Origin of the sequence: Trichococcus shcherbakoviae (genome assembly GCF_963666195.1) — a bacterium.
GTDB lineage: Bacteria > Bacillota > Bacilli > Lactobacillales > Aerococcaceae > Trichococcus > Trichococcus shcherbakoviae.
On the sequence record NZ_OY762653.1, the window covers coordinates 1,248,299 to 1,264,563 of the forward strand.

Genomic DNA, 16,265 nt, shown 5'->3' on the forward strand with positions numbered 1-16,265 from the left:
TTACTCTCTTATTAAACCGCTTTCGGCAAAGGCTTACAATGTCGTGCAAACAGAACAAAGTGGTCAAACTACAGGTCCCTCTGCCACGCTTCCTCGCGGATCTGCCCCGGCGTCTTGCCATGCATTTTTTTAAATGAGCGGAAGAAATAGCTCGTGTCCAAGTAACCGATTTCCTCGGATATTTCCTCCATCGAATAATTTGAAAAGACCAGAAGATGGCGCGCGTGCAGCATGCGTTGGCGCTGCAGCAATTGCTTGAAAGTGTCACCCGTCTCTTTTTTGATCAGATTCCCCAGATAATTTTTGTTGAATCCCAATTGTTGCGCCAGCATTTCCAAAGAAAGCATGCGGTAATCTTTTTCGATGATCGCCAACGCTTCCGTGACGACCTGATTCTGGTGGCGTTGCTTCTCTTTCGTCTCTTCTTCGAACGTGCGCGCCAGTTCCATAAACAGCAATGGAAGATAGAGGTGGATTACTTCGATATTCGGTTCAACTTCGCCGTAATATTCCTCCAGGATGTAATGCATGAAAGTTTGTACTTTTGCATTTTCTCCCGTCCGGAATACCAAAAACTGGTCTTCTTCGTGGATGCGTTGGCTTGCCAATACCAGAAATTCAGTCAATACTCCGCGTTTGCGCACGAGTTGCTGAAGTATTTTGGTATTGATCGTCTCCACTTTCAACAGAACATTGATGAGGATGTCGTTTTCGCCCAACGCCTGGAAGGAATGCGAACTGCCCCGGTCCAGCATGATGATGTCACCTTCATTGAGGACAATTTTTTCACCGCTCACTTCTTGGGTGCAGGAACCGGAATACATATAGTTCAATTCCAAAAACTGATGGTGGTGCAAGGGCATATCCGAATAGCGGTTGTGCTTACGGATATGGACGTCCCCTTTTTTGAAGAACATTTCCTCACTCAGTAGGAAATTGCCATTCAAGCGGAACTTATTCCCACTCAAAATTAATTCATCGAGAATGTCCGGATCCGTCACATTAAACCCGGATTTCCGTTGCTCTTTTTCAACTTTGGTTTCTTCCTTTAAAATACGGTCCAGTTCAAACATTTTGCGGCTCACCCTCTCTCATTGTCTCCTCCACCATTATACAGAAAAACCCAACCGGACTCATCGGGTTGGGTGCATAAAATCTATCTGCGTGCATCCATCAACCCACAATAAGGATCAATCGGACTCACGCCCTTGAAATCGCTCTTGCCAAGAATTTTAGCTACAAGCGCTTCGATGACTGCTTGGTGATTGTCGTAGGTATTGATGTAGGTCTTCACCATTGGAACATCCATGAGATGGTACGGATTCCCCAGACTCGCAAATACGGTCGGCACTTCATCGACGAACCACGGGATATTGTTCCCCTGGCCGAAGAACGTATACCAATTGATTCTTGTCGTTGTAGCATTACTGCGGTTTTCGACATTGGCCAGATAGAGGACAGCATCATATTTGGAACGGAACTGGGAAACGGATTCGAATCCGGTCGTGAAATCTTCCGGCTGATACAACGTCACCTGGAAGCCTTCCTTCTCCAACAGCGGCAGCACCTTGGAAAAGATTTGGGTATTCGATTCCTCGTAAGGCCCGAGCAGTTGCAGTAACAGACGAGGCGTCGCGTCCGGCCGTAGCGGTAGGTTACCGGCTGTATCTTTGACGAGGGTGATGCCTTTGTCGGCGGCTTCAGTAGCCCATTGGACGTGTTGTTCCGCCTGCAGGACGGCCAGTTCTTCCTTTGCCGGAACCAACAATGCATCCGCCTGTTTTTCAGGCAACTTCAATGCTGCTTTCATCGCCAGAATGCGGGTGACGGCTTCATCGATGCGTTCCAACTTCAGGATGCCATTTTCAATCCCTTCCTTCATGAAGCGGATATCCTCCTCCAAGTCTTTGTTGAACAGGAAGATATCACAACCGGCAGCGATTGCTGTCGGAACGGCCAAACGCCGCTCCATCGCCGCGCAAAAACCGACCATCGGCGTCGCATCACTTGTGATGACGCCATTGAATCCGAGTTCCTCGCGCAACAGTTCCTGCATGATAACAGGAGATAAGGTGGCCGGCAGAAAAGCATCTTCTTCTGATTTCTGGACCGCCGGCAAAGCGATATGGCCGATCATCACCGATAATGAGCCTGCTTCGATGAGGCCCGAATAGACTTTACCATAGGTACTCCGCCATTCTTCAAGCAGCAAAGTGTTGACTGTCGTCACCAGATGCTGATCACGGAAATCGATGCCATCCCCGGGAAAATGCTTGATCGAAGCCGCTACTCCGTTTTGCTGCACGGCTTCAACAAAGCCTTTTGCATAGTTGAGGACGGTTTCGGGATCACTGCCGTACGTGCGCACATTCGTGATCGGATTATGAAAATTGTAGTCGATATCCACGACCGGCGCGAAGGCCCAGTTCACGCCTACCGCCGAACCTTCTTTGGCGCATACTTCACCAAGATGGTGCCCAAATTCGGCATCCTGACCAGCCGCCAACAACATCGGATTGCCAATGCGCGTACCGTCAATAGCGCTTCCCGTACCGCCCGCTTCCAGGTTGGCTGCGATCAGCATCGGAACCTTAGCCTGTTGTTGCAGATAGCGGTGGGCCTGCTGCACTTCTTTGCCTTTTCCGGGACGGAACAGCAAGCCTCCAATTTTTTTGTTCACAGCCAAGTCAAACAGTGCCTTTTCGTCCGTGGACATGCCGATTGGGCAGAACAGCTGCCCCACTTTTTCATCCAACGTCAAGCTTGCCAACATCCGGTTTACCCATGCTATTTGCTCATCCTTCAGATAAAAAGGATTCCCCTTCAAATCGATCATCCTTCAACACGCTCCTTCATCGTAGTCACTTTGCGTACAATTTCTTCCAATTTCAAATCTTTTGTAGCCGCCACTTCGATATCTGGAAGCCACTCAGCAAAGATAGGGATGGCGATGGCTACAGCGGGCATACCCGCCCTTTTGATCCCTTCAATACCAGCCAATGAGTCTTCGAAACCGATGCATTCTTGTGTTTCCAGACCCAAAGCCTGAGCAGCCTTTTCAAAAATCTCTGGATGCGGTTTGTTCTGTTTCAGCGATTCCGGATCGACGACGGCATCGAACATAGCCGATAGACCCAGTCTTTCCAGAATGAGCGGCGCATTTTTGCTGGCGGAGGCGATCGCCATGCGGTAGCCTGCATTCTTTGCCTCTTCCAGGAGTTCCGGAATACCCGGCAGGATGTCCGCTGCTGTGATTTCCGCGATCAACTCCAAGTAATGCGCATTTTTTTCTTTCAAAAGCTGTGCTTTTTCTTCCGAATCAAGGAGAAGTGTCGGATTCTCAGCCAAAATAAGTTCCAAATATTCCGTTCTGCTAATGCCTTTGAGGCGTTCGTTCCATTCGCGGTCGATCGCGATGCCCAATCGATGCGCTATCCTTTTCCATGCCAAGTAATGCCGTTCAGCTGTATCAGTGATGACACCGTCCAAATCAAATACCAGTCCTTTTATTTCGCCCATTTGTCTACTCCATTCGAAGAATCCTAGTTTACATCTTCATCTTACATAATTGAGGCATCCCGAACAATGGCAGAATCAAAGTGGCTACTGTTCAAATCACAGGTTTGTTCTGTTTTGATCTGTAAACTCAGTCTGTACTACTCTCGCCATTTGGCTTATACTTTTGATTAATGACAGATAATGGAGGGATTTAGATGAAAATTGCCGTTTCCAGCGACCATGCCGGCTTCGCATTGAAAGAAGAAGTCAAAGCTTTACTCGAAAAGGAAGGCCATGAAGTGCTCGACTTTGGACCTTACAACGAAGAGCCTTGTGACCTGTCCGATTATGTTTACCCTGCCTCACTGGCTGTGGCGGAAGGAAAAGCCGACCGCGGTATCTTTGTGGATGGCGTCGGTTACGGCAGTGCCATGATCGCTAACAAAATCTACGGCGTCTATGCAGCGGTTTGCCAGGATCCTTTCTGCGCGAAACTGGCGCGTTCACACTCCGACACGAATGTACTCTGCCTTGGCGGAAAAATCATTGGTTCGGCATTGGCGCTTGAAATCGTGACGGCTTGGATGACGACCGATTACCTCAGCGATATCGAAAAATACACGAACCGCGTCGACAAAGTGAAAAAGATTGCCGAAAAGCATCTGAAGAAATTGGATGAAATCCAGGACTAGTCAGTCATGAATTGACTGCACGATGTTCGAAGAACAAATTACAACAAAAACAAGACCGCACCGAAATGGATGAACGAATCCATTTCGGTGCGGTTTTTTTTGCGGGCTATTTCGGATGCCTCAACGCTTCCTCGCCTTGTTAACCCACTCATTATTCCACCCAAAAGCGGAATGCTATGACTTTTGCTTCCATTTGTGATATAGTAGGCCAGTCACGCTGTTGCTCTGAGAACCTATATAACGTTTCGCGGAGAGGAATTTGGCAAACGGGAGTCCAACTCTCTTTCCCAAACTGACCTGACCCGAAACAAACCCACTAAAATCAAATGCATGTAGAACATGCTGAAGGAGAACCATTTGTTATTTAAAGAACTAGAATTGAATCAAAACCTGCTGCGCGCACTGAAAGAGGCAGGCTACACGAAAGCTACGCCCATCCAAGAAGATGCCATTCCGCATCTGATGAACAATAAGGATTTGTTGGGTTGCGCCCAAACTGGTACCGGTAAGACCGCTGCTTTTGCCCTACCGATTCTGCAGAACCTAACAGAAGCAGGAACAGCTGGAAAAGGTAACATCAAAGCCCTGATCCTTGCCCCTACCCGTGAACTTGCCCTACAGATCGGCGAAAGCTTCCAAATTTACGCAAAATACCTTCCATTGAAGATCCAAGTCATTTTTGGCGGTGTTTCCCAGAATCCTCAGACAACCGCGCTGAAACGCGGAACAGATATCCTTGTGGCGACGCCAGGCAGACTGTTGGACCTTATCGGACAAGGATACATCAAACTGAACCAGGTAGATTTCTTTGTCCTGGACGAAGCCGACATGATGTTGGATATGGGGATGCTGCATGATGTACGCCGCATCATCCGTGAATTGCCTAAGAAACGCCAAAGCATGTTCTTTTCAGCGACTATGCCGACTGAGATCGAAAAACTTGCGGGGACCATTTTGTCAAATCCGGTTAAAGTGGAAGTCACTCCGGTTTCCTCGACTGTGGAAATCATCCACCAAAGCGTTTATCCTGTAGCCAAGACCGACAAAACTGACTTGCTTATCCACCTGTTGAAGGAAGATACAGTGGAACGCTCGCTTGTCTTCTCAAGAACGAAGCACGGCGCCAACAAGATCGTCAAAAAGCTTTTGCAAGCTGGACTTTCAGCTGAAGCGATCCACGGCAACAAATCCCAGACTGCGCGTCAGCGTGCTTTGGAAAACTTCAAGACCAAAAAAACCAGCGTTCTTGTAGCGACAGATATCGCAGCCCGTGGTATCGATGTGCCTGAGCTTTCGCATGTCATCTTGTTTGATCTGCCTGAAGTTCCGGAAACCTATGTTCACCGTATCGGACGGACGGGACGCGCAGGACGCGGCGGAAAAGCCATCTCCTTCTGTGATGAAACAGAAGCATCCTTGTTGCGAGACATCGAAAAACTTATCCAGAGAAAAGTTCCGGTCGTAACAGATCAGCCGTTTCTGTTGAAAGAAGGCACTAAGGCAGCTGCACCACAGCCGAAAAAACCGGTTGCCGCTCGCAATAACGGAACTCGCGTTAAAAACCAGCAAGGTCCAAGAGGCGGCCAAAAAGCCGCACAAAGACCGCGTGTACAAACCAAAAAAAATACGCAAAGTAATTGATCGACAAGAGAGCTCCCGCCGGAAACGACGGGAGCTCTCTTTTGTTTCTGATTTTACTATTGCGAGCGTTGCTTCGCCGAAGTTGCGTGGAAAAAAATGAAGCGTCATCTCTGCTGTAAGAACACCAAAAGACCATTACACTCACCAATTAGCTTTGTAACTTATGTTGGCATAATTTACAATGAATACGAGGAAGGCTCCGCCTTCTTTCATATTTCATTTCAAGTGAGGAGTGTAGCATATGTCTGATTGGCAACCAAATCAATATTTGAAATTCAAGGATGATCGAACGCAGCCCTCCATAGACCTCGTTAACCGCATTGAGGTAGATTCCCCGAAAAGAATAATCGACATTGGCTGCGGCCCAGGGAACAGCACAAAAATTTTGAAGGATAGATGGCCCGAAGCTGAAATAATCGGTCTTGATAATTCGGCAGCAATGATAGAGAAAGCACAAACCACTGATCCCGATATTGATTGGGTATTAATGGATTCCAACGCTGATTTATCCTCATTCGGAAAATTCGATATCATTTTTTCCAATGCGGCACTTCAGTGGATGCCCGGTCACGAGGTATTGATCCCAAAATTGTTTGATATGCTGAATGAAGGCGGCGCCATCGCAATTCAGGTTCCATATGTCAAACATTTACCAATTTTTGCTGAAATTCTGAACCTGACAAAAAATGAAAAATGGTCCGCATACTTTCAAGCGCCACCCGAATACCCTAAACATTTCGCATTCCCTCATTTTTATGCCATCATTTCGCCGCTATCAGAGAGTCTTAAGGCATGGCAGACAGACTATATCACCATTTTGGATTCGCATGAAGGTATCGTGGAATGGTACAAGGGGACCGCGCTGAGGCCTTTCCTGAATATGCTTCCAGACGAAGCATTACAAGCCGAATTCTGTAATGACTATCTAGAAAAAGTCGTTGAGGCATATCCAGTCGAAAAGAACGGAAAAATTCTTTTGCCGTTCACAAGAGTCTTCTTTACTTTGTATCGCATTCAGAACCTTTAGAAATACTTATTTCTTTAGCATTTCCAATATAAGCAAAAGTACCGTTTTCCTCCCTCACTAAAGGAAAACGGTACTTTTGGCGTATATTTTATCAAATCAGATTCTTGATGCCATCGCAGATTCTTTTAGCAACGATCGGATTGTTCATCGTGTAGATATGGATGCCGTCGACGTCATGTGCCAGCAGATCGACAATCTGGTTGATCGCATATGCCATGCCGGCATCGAAAAGCGCCTCTTTGTTGTCTTCGTATTTGTGCATCACTCTGGAAAACTTTTCCGGCAAGGAGGCACCGCAGAGCGTAACCATCCTTTCGATCTGGGCTTTATTGATGACCGGCATGATGCCCGCCTCGACCGGCACGTGCATGCCAGCGATTTGGATATGTTCTTGAAAGGAATAGAAGGCATTGTTGTCGAAAAAAAGCTGGGAAATCAGGTGCTGCACCCCGCTATCCACCTTCTCTTTCAGATGGGCGATATCCTCGACTTTGTTTTTCGATTCCGTGTGGCATTCCGGATAACAAGCGCCGCTGATGGAAAAATCACCGTATTGCCTGATGAATTTGACCAGATCGCTGGCATACCGGAAGTCCTCTTTTGCCTCCACTGCCGGGTTTGCATCCCCGCGCAAGGCAAGGATGCTGTCGATGTCAGCAGCCCTCAATTCCTCCAACAATTCACAGATTTCGAATTTCGAATGATTCAGGCAAGTCAAATGCACCAGCGGATCGATCCCATATTGATGTTTGATGCGTTTCGCCAATTCAACGGTTTGGTTATTCGTATGGCTTCCGCCGGCGCCAAAAGTGACGCTGATGAAATCAGGGTTCAGTTCGCTCAGGATCGCCAGTGTCTCATCGATGTTCTGGATCGCTTTATCGCGCTTCGGCGGAAAAATTTCGAAGGAAAGCACCGGTTTTTTCTTTTGGAATTTGGATTCTATTTTCATCAGCCTTCACCTCTTTTTTTAGACCGAAACTGCGTCTTTGATGATTTTCGCCGCCGCCACAAGATTGGCCAGGCTTTCTCTCGTTTCTTTGATGCCTCTGGTTTTCAGTCCGCAGTCCGGATTGATCCATAGGTTTTCTTCGTCTATCTTCGTCAACGCGTTCTTCAATACCGCTACCATCTCTTCGACACTCGGTACGCGCGGTGAGTGGATGTCGTAAACACCAGGTCCGACTTCCGTTTCGAATTGGTTCGCCTTCAAGGCATCGATGATCGTCAGTTTGGAACGGGAAGCTTCGAATGAAATGACGTCCGCATCCATGTTATCGATATCCTGTACGATCTCCTCGAATTCGCTGTAGCACATATGCGTATGCACCTGCGTCTCCGGCCGCACGCCGCTGTGGCAAAGGCGGAATGCCGGAATCGCCCAATCAAGGTACTCGCTGGCCCATTCTTCCCTGCGGATCGGCAACTTCTCTTTCAAAGCCGCTTCATCGATTTGGATGATCTTGATGCCCGCCGCTTCCAAGTCCTGAACCTCTTCGCGGATCGCCAGACCGATCTGGAAAGCCATCTCCCTCAGCGAAATGTCCTCACGCGGGAACGACCAATTCAAGATTGTCACTGGACCAGTGAGCATTCCTTTGACCGGTTTGTCGGAAAGACTCTGCGCATATTCCGAATAGAACACAGTGATCGGGTTTTCGCGGCGGATATCACCGAAGATGATCGGTGGCTTGACGCATCTTGTTCCGTAGGACTGTACCCAGGCTTTTTCGGTAAATACGTATCCCGCCAGGTTTTCGCCGAAGAATTCAACCATGTCGTTGCGCTCAGATTCACCGTGGACCAGCACATCCAGCCCCAGTTCCTCCTGCAGATCGATGCATTCTTTGATGAAGCCTTTGATGTTTTCATCGTATTCGGCTCTGCCGATGTCGCCTTTGCGGTATTTGCTGCGGTTCTGCTTGACTTCCCTCGTCTGCGGGAAGGAACCGATCGTCGTTGTCGGCAACAGACCCAGTTGCAGTTTCTCCTTTTGGATCGCTCTCCGTTTTTTTCTCGGAAAGTTTCTGACAAAATCTCTTTCGGTCAAGCTTGCCACGGACGCTTGCACGTGCTTGTCTTCGTATACCCGGTCCGCTGAAAAGACTTGTAGATTCGCAAGATAAGCTTCTTGCTCTTCGTATCCGGAAGTGCCGATCAATTCCGTCAGTTCCTTGATTTCCTGCAGTTTCTCCTTCGCAAATGCGAAATAGCGGGATACATCTGCCGGCAAGCTCGTCTCACTTTCCAACGTGTAAGGAACATGCAGCAACGAGCAGGAAGTGCTGATGACGATGTCGTTGCTGTACTTTTCCAGCCCATTGACCAAGTCGATGACCTTTTTGTAGTCGCTCTTCCAGATATTTTTTCCGTTCAGAACGCCGGCAAACAAAGTTTTATCAGCCGGAAAAACATGTCTTTCCAAAAGTTCCACGGTTTGTTTGCCTTCGATGAAGTCAAGGCCGATGCCATCAAAGTCGAGCCCGATCACTTCTTCGTAGCTGTCCCTGATATCCCCGAAGTATGTCTGCAGCAATACTTTTACGTTGCCTTTATGCGCCAAGACTTTTTCGTATATGGCAGTGAACAGCGCGACATCTTCTTCGGACAGATCGGTTACCAGACTCGGTTCATCAAACTGCACCCACGCTACACCTTGCTCATTGAACCTATTGAGTATTGCGATATAGGCATTTGCCACTTGGTCGGCAAAATCATTTATTGTTTTGGAGCCCTTGTATTTGGCCAGTTTCAGGAAAGTGAATCCGCCGATGAGGACCGGTTTCGTCAGCACGCCGATTTCTTTGGCTTCTTCGTACTCAGCAAAAGGCTTATCGCCCACCAATTTAATTTCGGTATCGTCGAACAGTTCCGGAACCAAATAATGGTAATTGGTGTTGAACCATTTTTTCATCGCCAACGCTTTGACGTCGCCCGCTTCGCCCTGGTAGCCGCGCGCAGCCGCAAAATAAGTGTCGCGCTCATTCAAGCCCAGCTGTCTGTAACCATTGGGCAACGCGTTCAACAAGACCGTCAGATCCAACAAGTTGTCGTAATATGAAAAATCATTCGAAGGGATGTGGCTGATGCCGGCTGCTTGCTGCAGATTCCAGTGCATTATCTTAAGACCCTTTGCGACTTTCTCCAACTCTTCTACTGAAATTTCTTTTCTGAAATATTTTTCGGATGCGAACTTCAATTCGCGCCCTTTGCCTACTCTTGGAAAACCGATTAGTGAACTGTTCATTTTGAATTCCTCCATTTCATTTTTTTGGTTCCTGCTATTTCAAGTCCCTTCCCAGTCATCAGGGAAAACTGCGAACATGATGTCTTACCACTGTCCCGATAGTTGCTGATCAGCTTCTATCAGAAGGTTGCTCCAGTATGCCATGGAAAACGGATATAGGATAACACTTAATAAATATACGCAGTTATAGATTAATACTATATGTGCTCCAAACTCCGGCGAAGCCTCCGTTCACAAACAGATCCGAATGCTGGATGCACCAGAAAATTATCTGGGTTGAACATTATGTCCGGAATAAGCTTGTTTTCGCACGAAATCAATGGTACTTTTTTCCCATCTCCAACGAAAACCTTTTCAAAATCGAAAATCAGCCTATAATAAAAGTACACATACTGCCTATGAATAATAAGATTCAGGCAAAGGAGAATGGTTATGACAAAGTATCAGATCGCTTTTTTTGATATCGATGGCACCTTGATCGATTCCAGCAATCACAAAGTCAACATGAATGATGGCATACCCGAATCCACAAAAGACGCCATCCATAAGATCCGGCAGGCAGGAATCATTCCTGTGATCGCTTCCGGGCGTCACAAGGAAGCTGTATTGGATTTGGCTTCCATTCTCGGCATCGACAGCATGATCACCTCCAATGGACAGGAAATCACCCTGAATGGCAAGAGCATCTACCAGAATTGGATCGAACAAGATGTGGTGGAGGAAATCTACACCAGCTTCAACCAGCGCGGGATTGATGTATTCTACGACACTGTTCACGGAATCTTCAGTTCCGCTGATCGGAAGAATCTCTTGGACCGTGGCGTTGGTATCCGCTTCCTCAAGCCTGGAGAATACCCGTCGAAAGTGCTGCAGATACTGGTCGACAGCGCTGACGTCGAGGGCATCAGCAGTTGGTTGACGGAATTGAAAGTCGTCAAATCCACACCGCGAACCTTGGATATCCTGCCCCATGGCATATCGAAAGCCAGCGGGATCCAGCAGCTCCTGAACATTCTGGATTTGCCTGTGGAATCCTCCTTAGCTTTTGGGGATGAGCAAAATGATCTGGAAATGTTCGATGCGGTGGGAACCGCCGTTGCCATGGGTAATGCCATCGATCAGCTGAAAGAAAAAGCCGATTTTGTCACCAGGGAAGTGTGGCGGGATGGCATCTATTATGCCTGCCAGCAGCTGAATCTGTTTCTGGAAGACTGATGCCCCGGATCTGTAAAACCAAGAAACCCTGCCCGCAAACTGAGGCACTCGTTTTTTCGAGTGCCCAGTTTGCGGGCAGGGTTTTAGTTTGGATAACCTTATTTTTGGACAAATTCGGATTATCTGCATTTTTTTGAAAAGTTGTTTTTTTAGCTCAGGTTTGGATTATTGGAACAATTTTTTGTACATCGCAATCGTTTCTTCCAATGTTGGAGTGAATGGGTTTCCTGGTGCGCAGGCATCGATCATGGCATTTTTGGACAGGTAGTCATAATCGAATTCCTCTTCCTTGATACCCAGCTCATTCAATGATGTTGGAATACCGACGACTTTGGACAAGCGTTTGATTTCTTCGACCGTGTAATCCGCGCAGGCTTGATCGGATACGTCAGCTGTCACTGCCAATCCTAAAGCTTTCGCTACTTTGCGGAAACGTTCAGGCGCGAATTTGGCATTTTCGGCTTCCACGATTGGCAACAGCATTGCGCAGCAGACGCCGTGCGGCAAGTGGTAGACGGCACCCAATTGGTGAGCCATCGAATGCACATAGCCCAGGCCGGCATTGTTGAAGGCCATTCCGCCCAAGAAAATGGCATTGACCATTTTATCGCGCGCATCCAAGTCCGTTCCGTTTTCGACAGCTTTCGGCAAGTATTCGCGGATCAATTCGATTGCTCCGGCTGCCAATACTTCCGTCACAGCGTATGCGCCCGGTGTTACCATCGATTCGATCGCATGTGTCAACGCGTCCATCCCAGTTGCGGCTGTCAATGATTTCGGCATCGTCAACATCAATTCAGGATCGTTCACGGAAATCTTCGCCAAGCTGTTTTTGTCGACCATAACCATCTTCACTTTGCGGTCTTCATCGGTGATGACGTAGTTGATCGTGATTTCAGCGGATGTTCCGGCAGTCGTGTTGATCGCCACAACCGGCAAGCCGGCTTTAGCGGATTTGTGCAAACCTTCGTAGTCCTGCGGTTTGCCGCCGTTCGTCAGGATGATGCTGATGGCGCTCGCTGCATCCTGCGGAGAGCCGCCACCGAAGGAAATGATGAAGTCGCAGTTTTCTGCTTGTGCCATCGCCACGCCTTCATTGACGTTTTTGCATGTCGGGTTCGGATCGACATCCGCATAGATCACATAGTCGATTGCCGCATTGTCCAACTCTGCCAAAACAACGTCGATCATTTCGCTTTTGGCCAAAAAGTTATCCGTTACGAACAAAGCTTTCTTGTAGCCAAGTTCCTTCACATTGCTGCCCAATTCCTTGATGCAGCCTATTCCGATCAGGTTTATTGCCGGTACATAAAAAGTTGCCATTTTCAATTATCCCCTTTTGATATAATTAGATGTTCAAGTAGCCCGCTCTTGGGGTTACCGAGAAACGTTTGCCAAGATTGCTCAGTTGTTCGTCAGTGATTTCCTGTCTGATGCCGCCTTGCGATTGAACAAGTGTGTAGACAGTCGCTGATTTTTCAGCCGTTTCGACCAAACCGAAACACTCTTCCAAATCTTTTCCGGCTGCGTACAAACCGTGGTGCGGCCATACGATCAGACGGTATTCCTTCATTTTTTCAGCAGTCGCTTCGCCGATTTCGTTCGTTCCAGGCATCAGCCAAGGCAAGATGCCCACACCTTCTGGGAACACGACCAATGACTCGGTGCACATTTTCCAAAGGATGCGCGTGAAGCTTCTTTCATCCAACTCGCAAGAGAAGGACATCGCCAACAGGTTGGTGGCGTGGCAGTGGTAAACGACACGGTTTTCAGGATCGACCGACAAGCGCGAAATGTGTGACATCAAATGAGCAGGCAATTCGCTTGTAGGAGCCGCTCCGTTTTCGTAGCCCCATAACAGGTCTACACTGTTGCCTTCCGCAGTTACTTTCAGGATACCCAAGACATCAGCCGGATCATGGATGACGTTTTTGAAGAATTTCCCTGTTCCTGTGACTAGGAAATATTTCCCAGCCAATGCTTTGCCGTCGAAAGCGATCGGAATATTGCGTTTCACTTCGTTCAGATCCAAATATTCCGTAATTTCCTCTTCTTTCAGCAAGTAGGACAAGTTGCCGCTGTTTCTTTCGTGCCAGCCGAATTTGTACATGACGTCCGTCAACAGCATAACTTCTTTGATAAATGGTGCTTCTAAAATGTTTTTCATTTTTATGATTTCCCCCTTATTTGCGTTCCGTAAGAATTTTTTGTTCGTAGTCTTTTACTTCAGTCAGCCATTCCGTACCAGCCGGTACATTTTGTTGTTGGCAATAGAATTCCCAGACAGCCCCGAATGGATAAGATTTCATTTCTTCCGTAACAGCCAAACGGGTTGTGAAGTCGCCTGTGCTTTCGGCATCCTTCAATGTTTCGATTGGGCTCAACATACCCAACAACAATGATTTCAACGTGCTGCGCGCGCCGATGACCATGGCTGCGACACGGTTGATTGTTGCATCGAAGAAGTCCATGCCGATGAAAGTTTTGTCCAACAAGTCGTTGCGCACCAATGTTTCGCCGATGCGGGTAGTCGCTTCATCAAGGATGACCACGTGATCGGAATCCCAACGGATCGGACGGCTCACGTGCAGCATCAAGCCTTTACCGAAAGGCAGGAAGGCCGTGAATTTATCGGATACATCCTCGGTTGGATGGAAATGTCCCGCATCGATTGTCCACAGGATATCCCTTGTCAAAGCGTAGGACAGGTAGAAATCGTTGGAACCGGTCGTGAAGCTTTCTGCACCGATGCCGAAGAGTTTGCCTTCGACTGCGTCCAGCATGTACGCATCATCGAATTTTTCTTCCAAACATTGATCCAAAGCATCACGTAGGCGTACACGCGGCGACATTTTGTCGATCGGGTTGTCTTTGTAGCCATCCGGGATCCAGATGTTATTCACGCAAGTTTGGTTCAGTTCTTCGCCGAAGTAAGCGGCCACTTTGCGGCTGCGTTTTACGTGTTCGATCCAAAATGCTTGTGTTTCAGGATCATTACTGGACAACGTACCATCAGTTGATTTCGGATGAGAGAAACAAGTAGGATTGAAATCCAGGCCAAGACCTTTTTCTTTTGCCCATTGCACCCATTTTTCGTAGTGCTTCGGTTCGATCTGATCCAAGTCGATTTTTTCGTCCGTATCCACGTAGATGGCATGCAAATTCACTTTATGATTACCAGGGATCAGGCTCAAGGCTTTATCCAAATCGGCACGCAATTGCGCTGGCGTTGTTGCTTTGCCTGGGTAGTTGCCGCTGACAGAAATCCCGCCGGTCAAGGCTTGATCAGGGAACATGAATCCCAATACGTCGTCCCCTTGCCAGCATTGCAAGGAAACCTTGATTTGGCTCAACTTTTCAAGTACTGCATCCGTATCCACACCGATGGCGGCGTATTTTTGTTTCGCTAAAGCGTATGCTTCTTCAATAGGTTTAGTCATTTGTCTATACTCCAATCTTTTCTTCGTATTTTTTTAGGTGCTCCCGGTCTGCGATCGGGTTTGGTGGGTATTCTTCCACATGAATCTGACTTCTCAGCCATTTTCTGGCTTCCGCCAGGTCAGCAAATTCTCCAGCCGCAATCATCTGCACGAGCAGGTTTCCGATTGCGGTGCCTTCGGTAGGACCGGCAACGACCAGCTTCCCGGTGACATCGGCAGTCAGCTGATTCAGCAATTTAACATTCGCTCCGCCGCCGACGATGTGCAGCACGTCAATCGTTTCCTGCGTTAGTGCTTCGACTTTCTTCAGTTCATGCGCGTAGGCCAAGGCCAGATTGCTGTACACGCACATCACCAATTCGCCGGTCGTTTCCGGAACGATTTCGCCCCTTTCGCGGCAATAGGCTTGGATTTCCTCAATCATATTTGCCGGATTGAGGAAGCGCGGATCGTTCAGATCGACATACTGCAGGAATGGTTCTACTGCATAGGCCATCTGCGCCATTTCGCCGTAGGAGTGGCGGTAATCCAGGTTGCGCGCGATTTCCTGCACGAACCACATGCCCGTGATGTTCTTCAGGAAACGATAGGTGCCGTAAGCGCCCCACTCATTCGTGAAGTTCGCTTCGTAGGCGGGACGGTCATTGATCGGTGAGTCGTTTTCGACACCGATCAATGACCAGGTTCCGCTGCTGAGGTAGGCCCATTTCCCTCCCAGCGCCGGCACGCCGACGATGGCGGATGCTGTATCGTGTGTCGCCGCAGCGATCACTTCGATTTTGGGCAGGTCATAAGTTTCCGTCAGATCAGCCTTCACATCGCCGATTTTCGTTCCTGGCACAACCAGTTCCGGGAACTTCTCTCTCGGGATGCCGACAAGTTCAAGCAAGTCCTTGTCGAACTCGCCGGTTTCGAGATTGAGCATCTGCGAAGAGGACACATTCGTCACTTCACCGACCATTTCCCCGGTCAAGCGGTACGCCAGATAATCCGGTATCATCAAAATTTTGTCCGTCCTGGCCAACAAGTCCTTGTCCTCTTCATACAGTTGGTACAAAGTATTGAAGTTCAGGAATTGGATGCCCGTTTTGGCGTAGATTGTCTCTTTGTCGATCTCTTGCGCCACTTTTTCCATCGTATCTTTCGTGCGTTCGTCTCGGTAACTGATCGGCAGCTGCAGCAATTGGCCGTCCATTCCGATCAGGCAGTAGTCGACCGCCCATGTATCGATCCCGAGATGGCATTCCGTCACGCCGAGTGCCTTCAGTTTGGATAACCCAGTCAGGATTTCTTCGAAAATGGTTTCGATATCCCATCTGTCGGACCCGTCGATGCGGCTGAAGCCATTTTTGAAACGGTGCACTTCCTGCAACGCCAATTGTTTATTATCTATTTCCGCCAGCATGATCCGCCCGCTGGAGGCTCCGATATCTATCATCGTATAGTACTTCATTTACTTGTTTCACACCTCCGCCTTGTAATTGTTTACATTACTATTAAACAAC

13 protein-coding genes are annotated in these 16,265 nt (G+C 48.2%); 4 read left to right on the forward strand and 9 right to left on the reverse strand.

The features are described from left to right. Positions 1-68: 68 nt before the first annotated feature. From ACKPBX_RS05770 to pgmB, 3 genes are all read right to left on the reverse strand, one after another. Positions 69-1,073 carry an AraC family transcriptional regulator gene (locus ACKPBX_RS05770; protein ID WP_119092221.1) on the reverse strand — a complete coding sequence of 335 codons (1,005 nt, stop codon included), beginning with the start codon at positions 1,071-1,073 and terminating at the stop codon, positions 69-71. An 83-nt stretch (positions 1,074-1,156) separates the two neighbouring features. Further along, positions 1,157-2,836 carry a glycoside hydrolase family 3 protein gene (locus ACKPBX_RS05775; protein ID WP_319996267.1) on the reverse strand — a complete coding sequence of 560 codons (1,680 nt, stop codon included), beginning with the start codon at positions 2,834-2,836 and terminating at the stop codon, positions 1,157-1,159. After that, the gene (gene pgmB / locus ACKPBX_RS05780) at positions 2,833-3,519 is read right to left on the reverse strand and encodes a beta-phosphoglucomutase (RefSeq protein ID WP_319996268.1); all 687 of its coding nucleotides are present in this window, start codon (positions 3,517-3,519) and stop codon (positions 2,833-2,835) included. Before pgmB ends, ACKPBX_RS05775 begins: the two co-directional genes overlap by 4 nt. Positions 3,520-3,713: 194 nt before the next feature. Between pgmB and ACKPBX_RS05785 the strand changes: the two genes are divergently transcribed. The 3 genes from ACKPBX_RS05785 (at position 3,714) to ACKPBX_RS05795 (ending at position 6,858) form a co-directional block, all read left to right on the forward strand. Next, positions 3,714-4,190, forward strand: coding sequence for an RpiB/LacA/LacB family sugar-phosphate isomerase (locus ACKPBX_RS05785; RefSeq protein WP_086941985.1), 477 nt, complete (start codon positions 3,714-3,716; stop codon positions 4,188-4,190). A gap of 357 nt (positions 4,191-4,547) precedes the next feature. Next, positions 4,548-5,831, forward strand: coding sequence for a DEAD/DEAH box helicase (locus ACKPBX_RS05790; RefSeq protein ID WP_319996269.1), 1,284 nt, complete (start codon positions 4,548-4,550; stop codon positions 5,829-5,831). Between the two features lie 241 nt (positions 5,832-6,072). Next, complete coding sequence (locus tag ACKPBX_RS05795; RefSeq protein WP_319996270.1) at positions 6,073-6,858, forward strand: methyltransferase domain-containing protein; 786 nt, start codon at positions 6,073-6,075, stop codon at positions 6,856-6,858. Positions 6,859-6,949: 91 nt separating this feature from the next. Here the strand turns inward: ACKPBX_RS05795 and metF are convergent, their stop codons facing one another. Both metF and metE read right to left on the reverse strand, forming a co-directional pair. Beyond that, a complete protein-coding gene (metF, locus tag ACKPBX_RS05800; protein WP_319996271.1) occupies positions 6,950-7,810 on the reverse strand; it encodes a methylenetetrahydrofolate reductase [NAD(P)H] in 861 nt (286 codons plus the stop codon). An 18-nt stretch (positions 7,811-7,828) separates the two neighbouring features. Then, the gene (gene metE, locus ACKPBX_RS05805) at positions 7,829-10,105 is read right to left on the reverse strand and encodes a 5-methyltetrahydropteroyltriglutamate--homocysteine S-methyltransferase (protein ID WP_319996272.1); all 2,277 of its coding nucleotides are present in this window, start codon (positions 10,103-10,105) and stop codon (positions 7,829-7,831) included. 432 nt (positions 10,106-10,537) lie between these two features. On the opposite strand from metE, the gene ACKPBX_RS05810 reads away from it, so the two are divergent. Further along, positions 10,538-11,320, forward strand: a complete 783-nt coding sequence (locus ACKPBX_RS05810) for a Cof-type HAD-IIB family hydrolase (protein ID WP_319996273.1) — start codon at positions 10,538-10,540, stop codon at positions 11,318-11,320. 165 nt (positions 11,321-11,485) lie between these two features. Here ACKPBX_RS05810 and ACKPBX_RS05815 read toward each other — a convergent pair whose 3' ends face one another. Genes ACKPBX_RS05815 through rhaB form a run of 4 tightly spaced genes read right to left on the reverse strand, consistent with a single transcriptional unit; the run spans position 11,486 to position 16,213 of the window. Continuing rightward, positions 11,486-12,643 (reverse strand): iron-containing alcohol dehydrogenase, encoded by a 1,158-nt coding sequence (locus ACKPBX_RS05815; protein WP_068562272.1) that lies wholly within the window; start codon positions 12,641-12,643, stop codon positions 11,486-11,488. Positions 12,644-12,668: 25 nt separating this feature from the next. Beyond that, positions 12,669-13,493, reverse strand: a complete 825-nt coding sequence (gene rhaD / locus ACKPBX_RS05820) for a rhamnulose-1-phosphate aldolase (RefSeq protein ID WP_211306196.1) — start codon at positions 13,491-13,493, stop codon at positions 12,669-12,671. A 10-nt stretch (positions 13,494-13,503) separates the two neighbouring features. Then, entirely contained in the window at positions 13,504-14,760 is a 1,257-nt protein-coding gene (locus ACKPBX_RS05825) for an L-rhamnose isomerase (protein ID WP_319996274.1), read from the reverse strand. Positions 14,761-14,764: 4 nt separating this feature from the next. Then, on the reverse strand, positions 14,765-16,213 hold the full coding sequence (gene rhaB / locus ACKPBX_RS05830; protein ID WP_319996275.1) for a rhamnulokinase: 1,449 nt from the start codon (positions 16,211-16,213) through the stop codon (positions 14,765-14,767). Positions 16,214-16,265 lie beyond the last annotated feature (52 nt).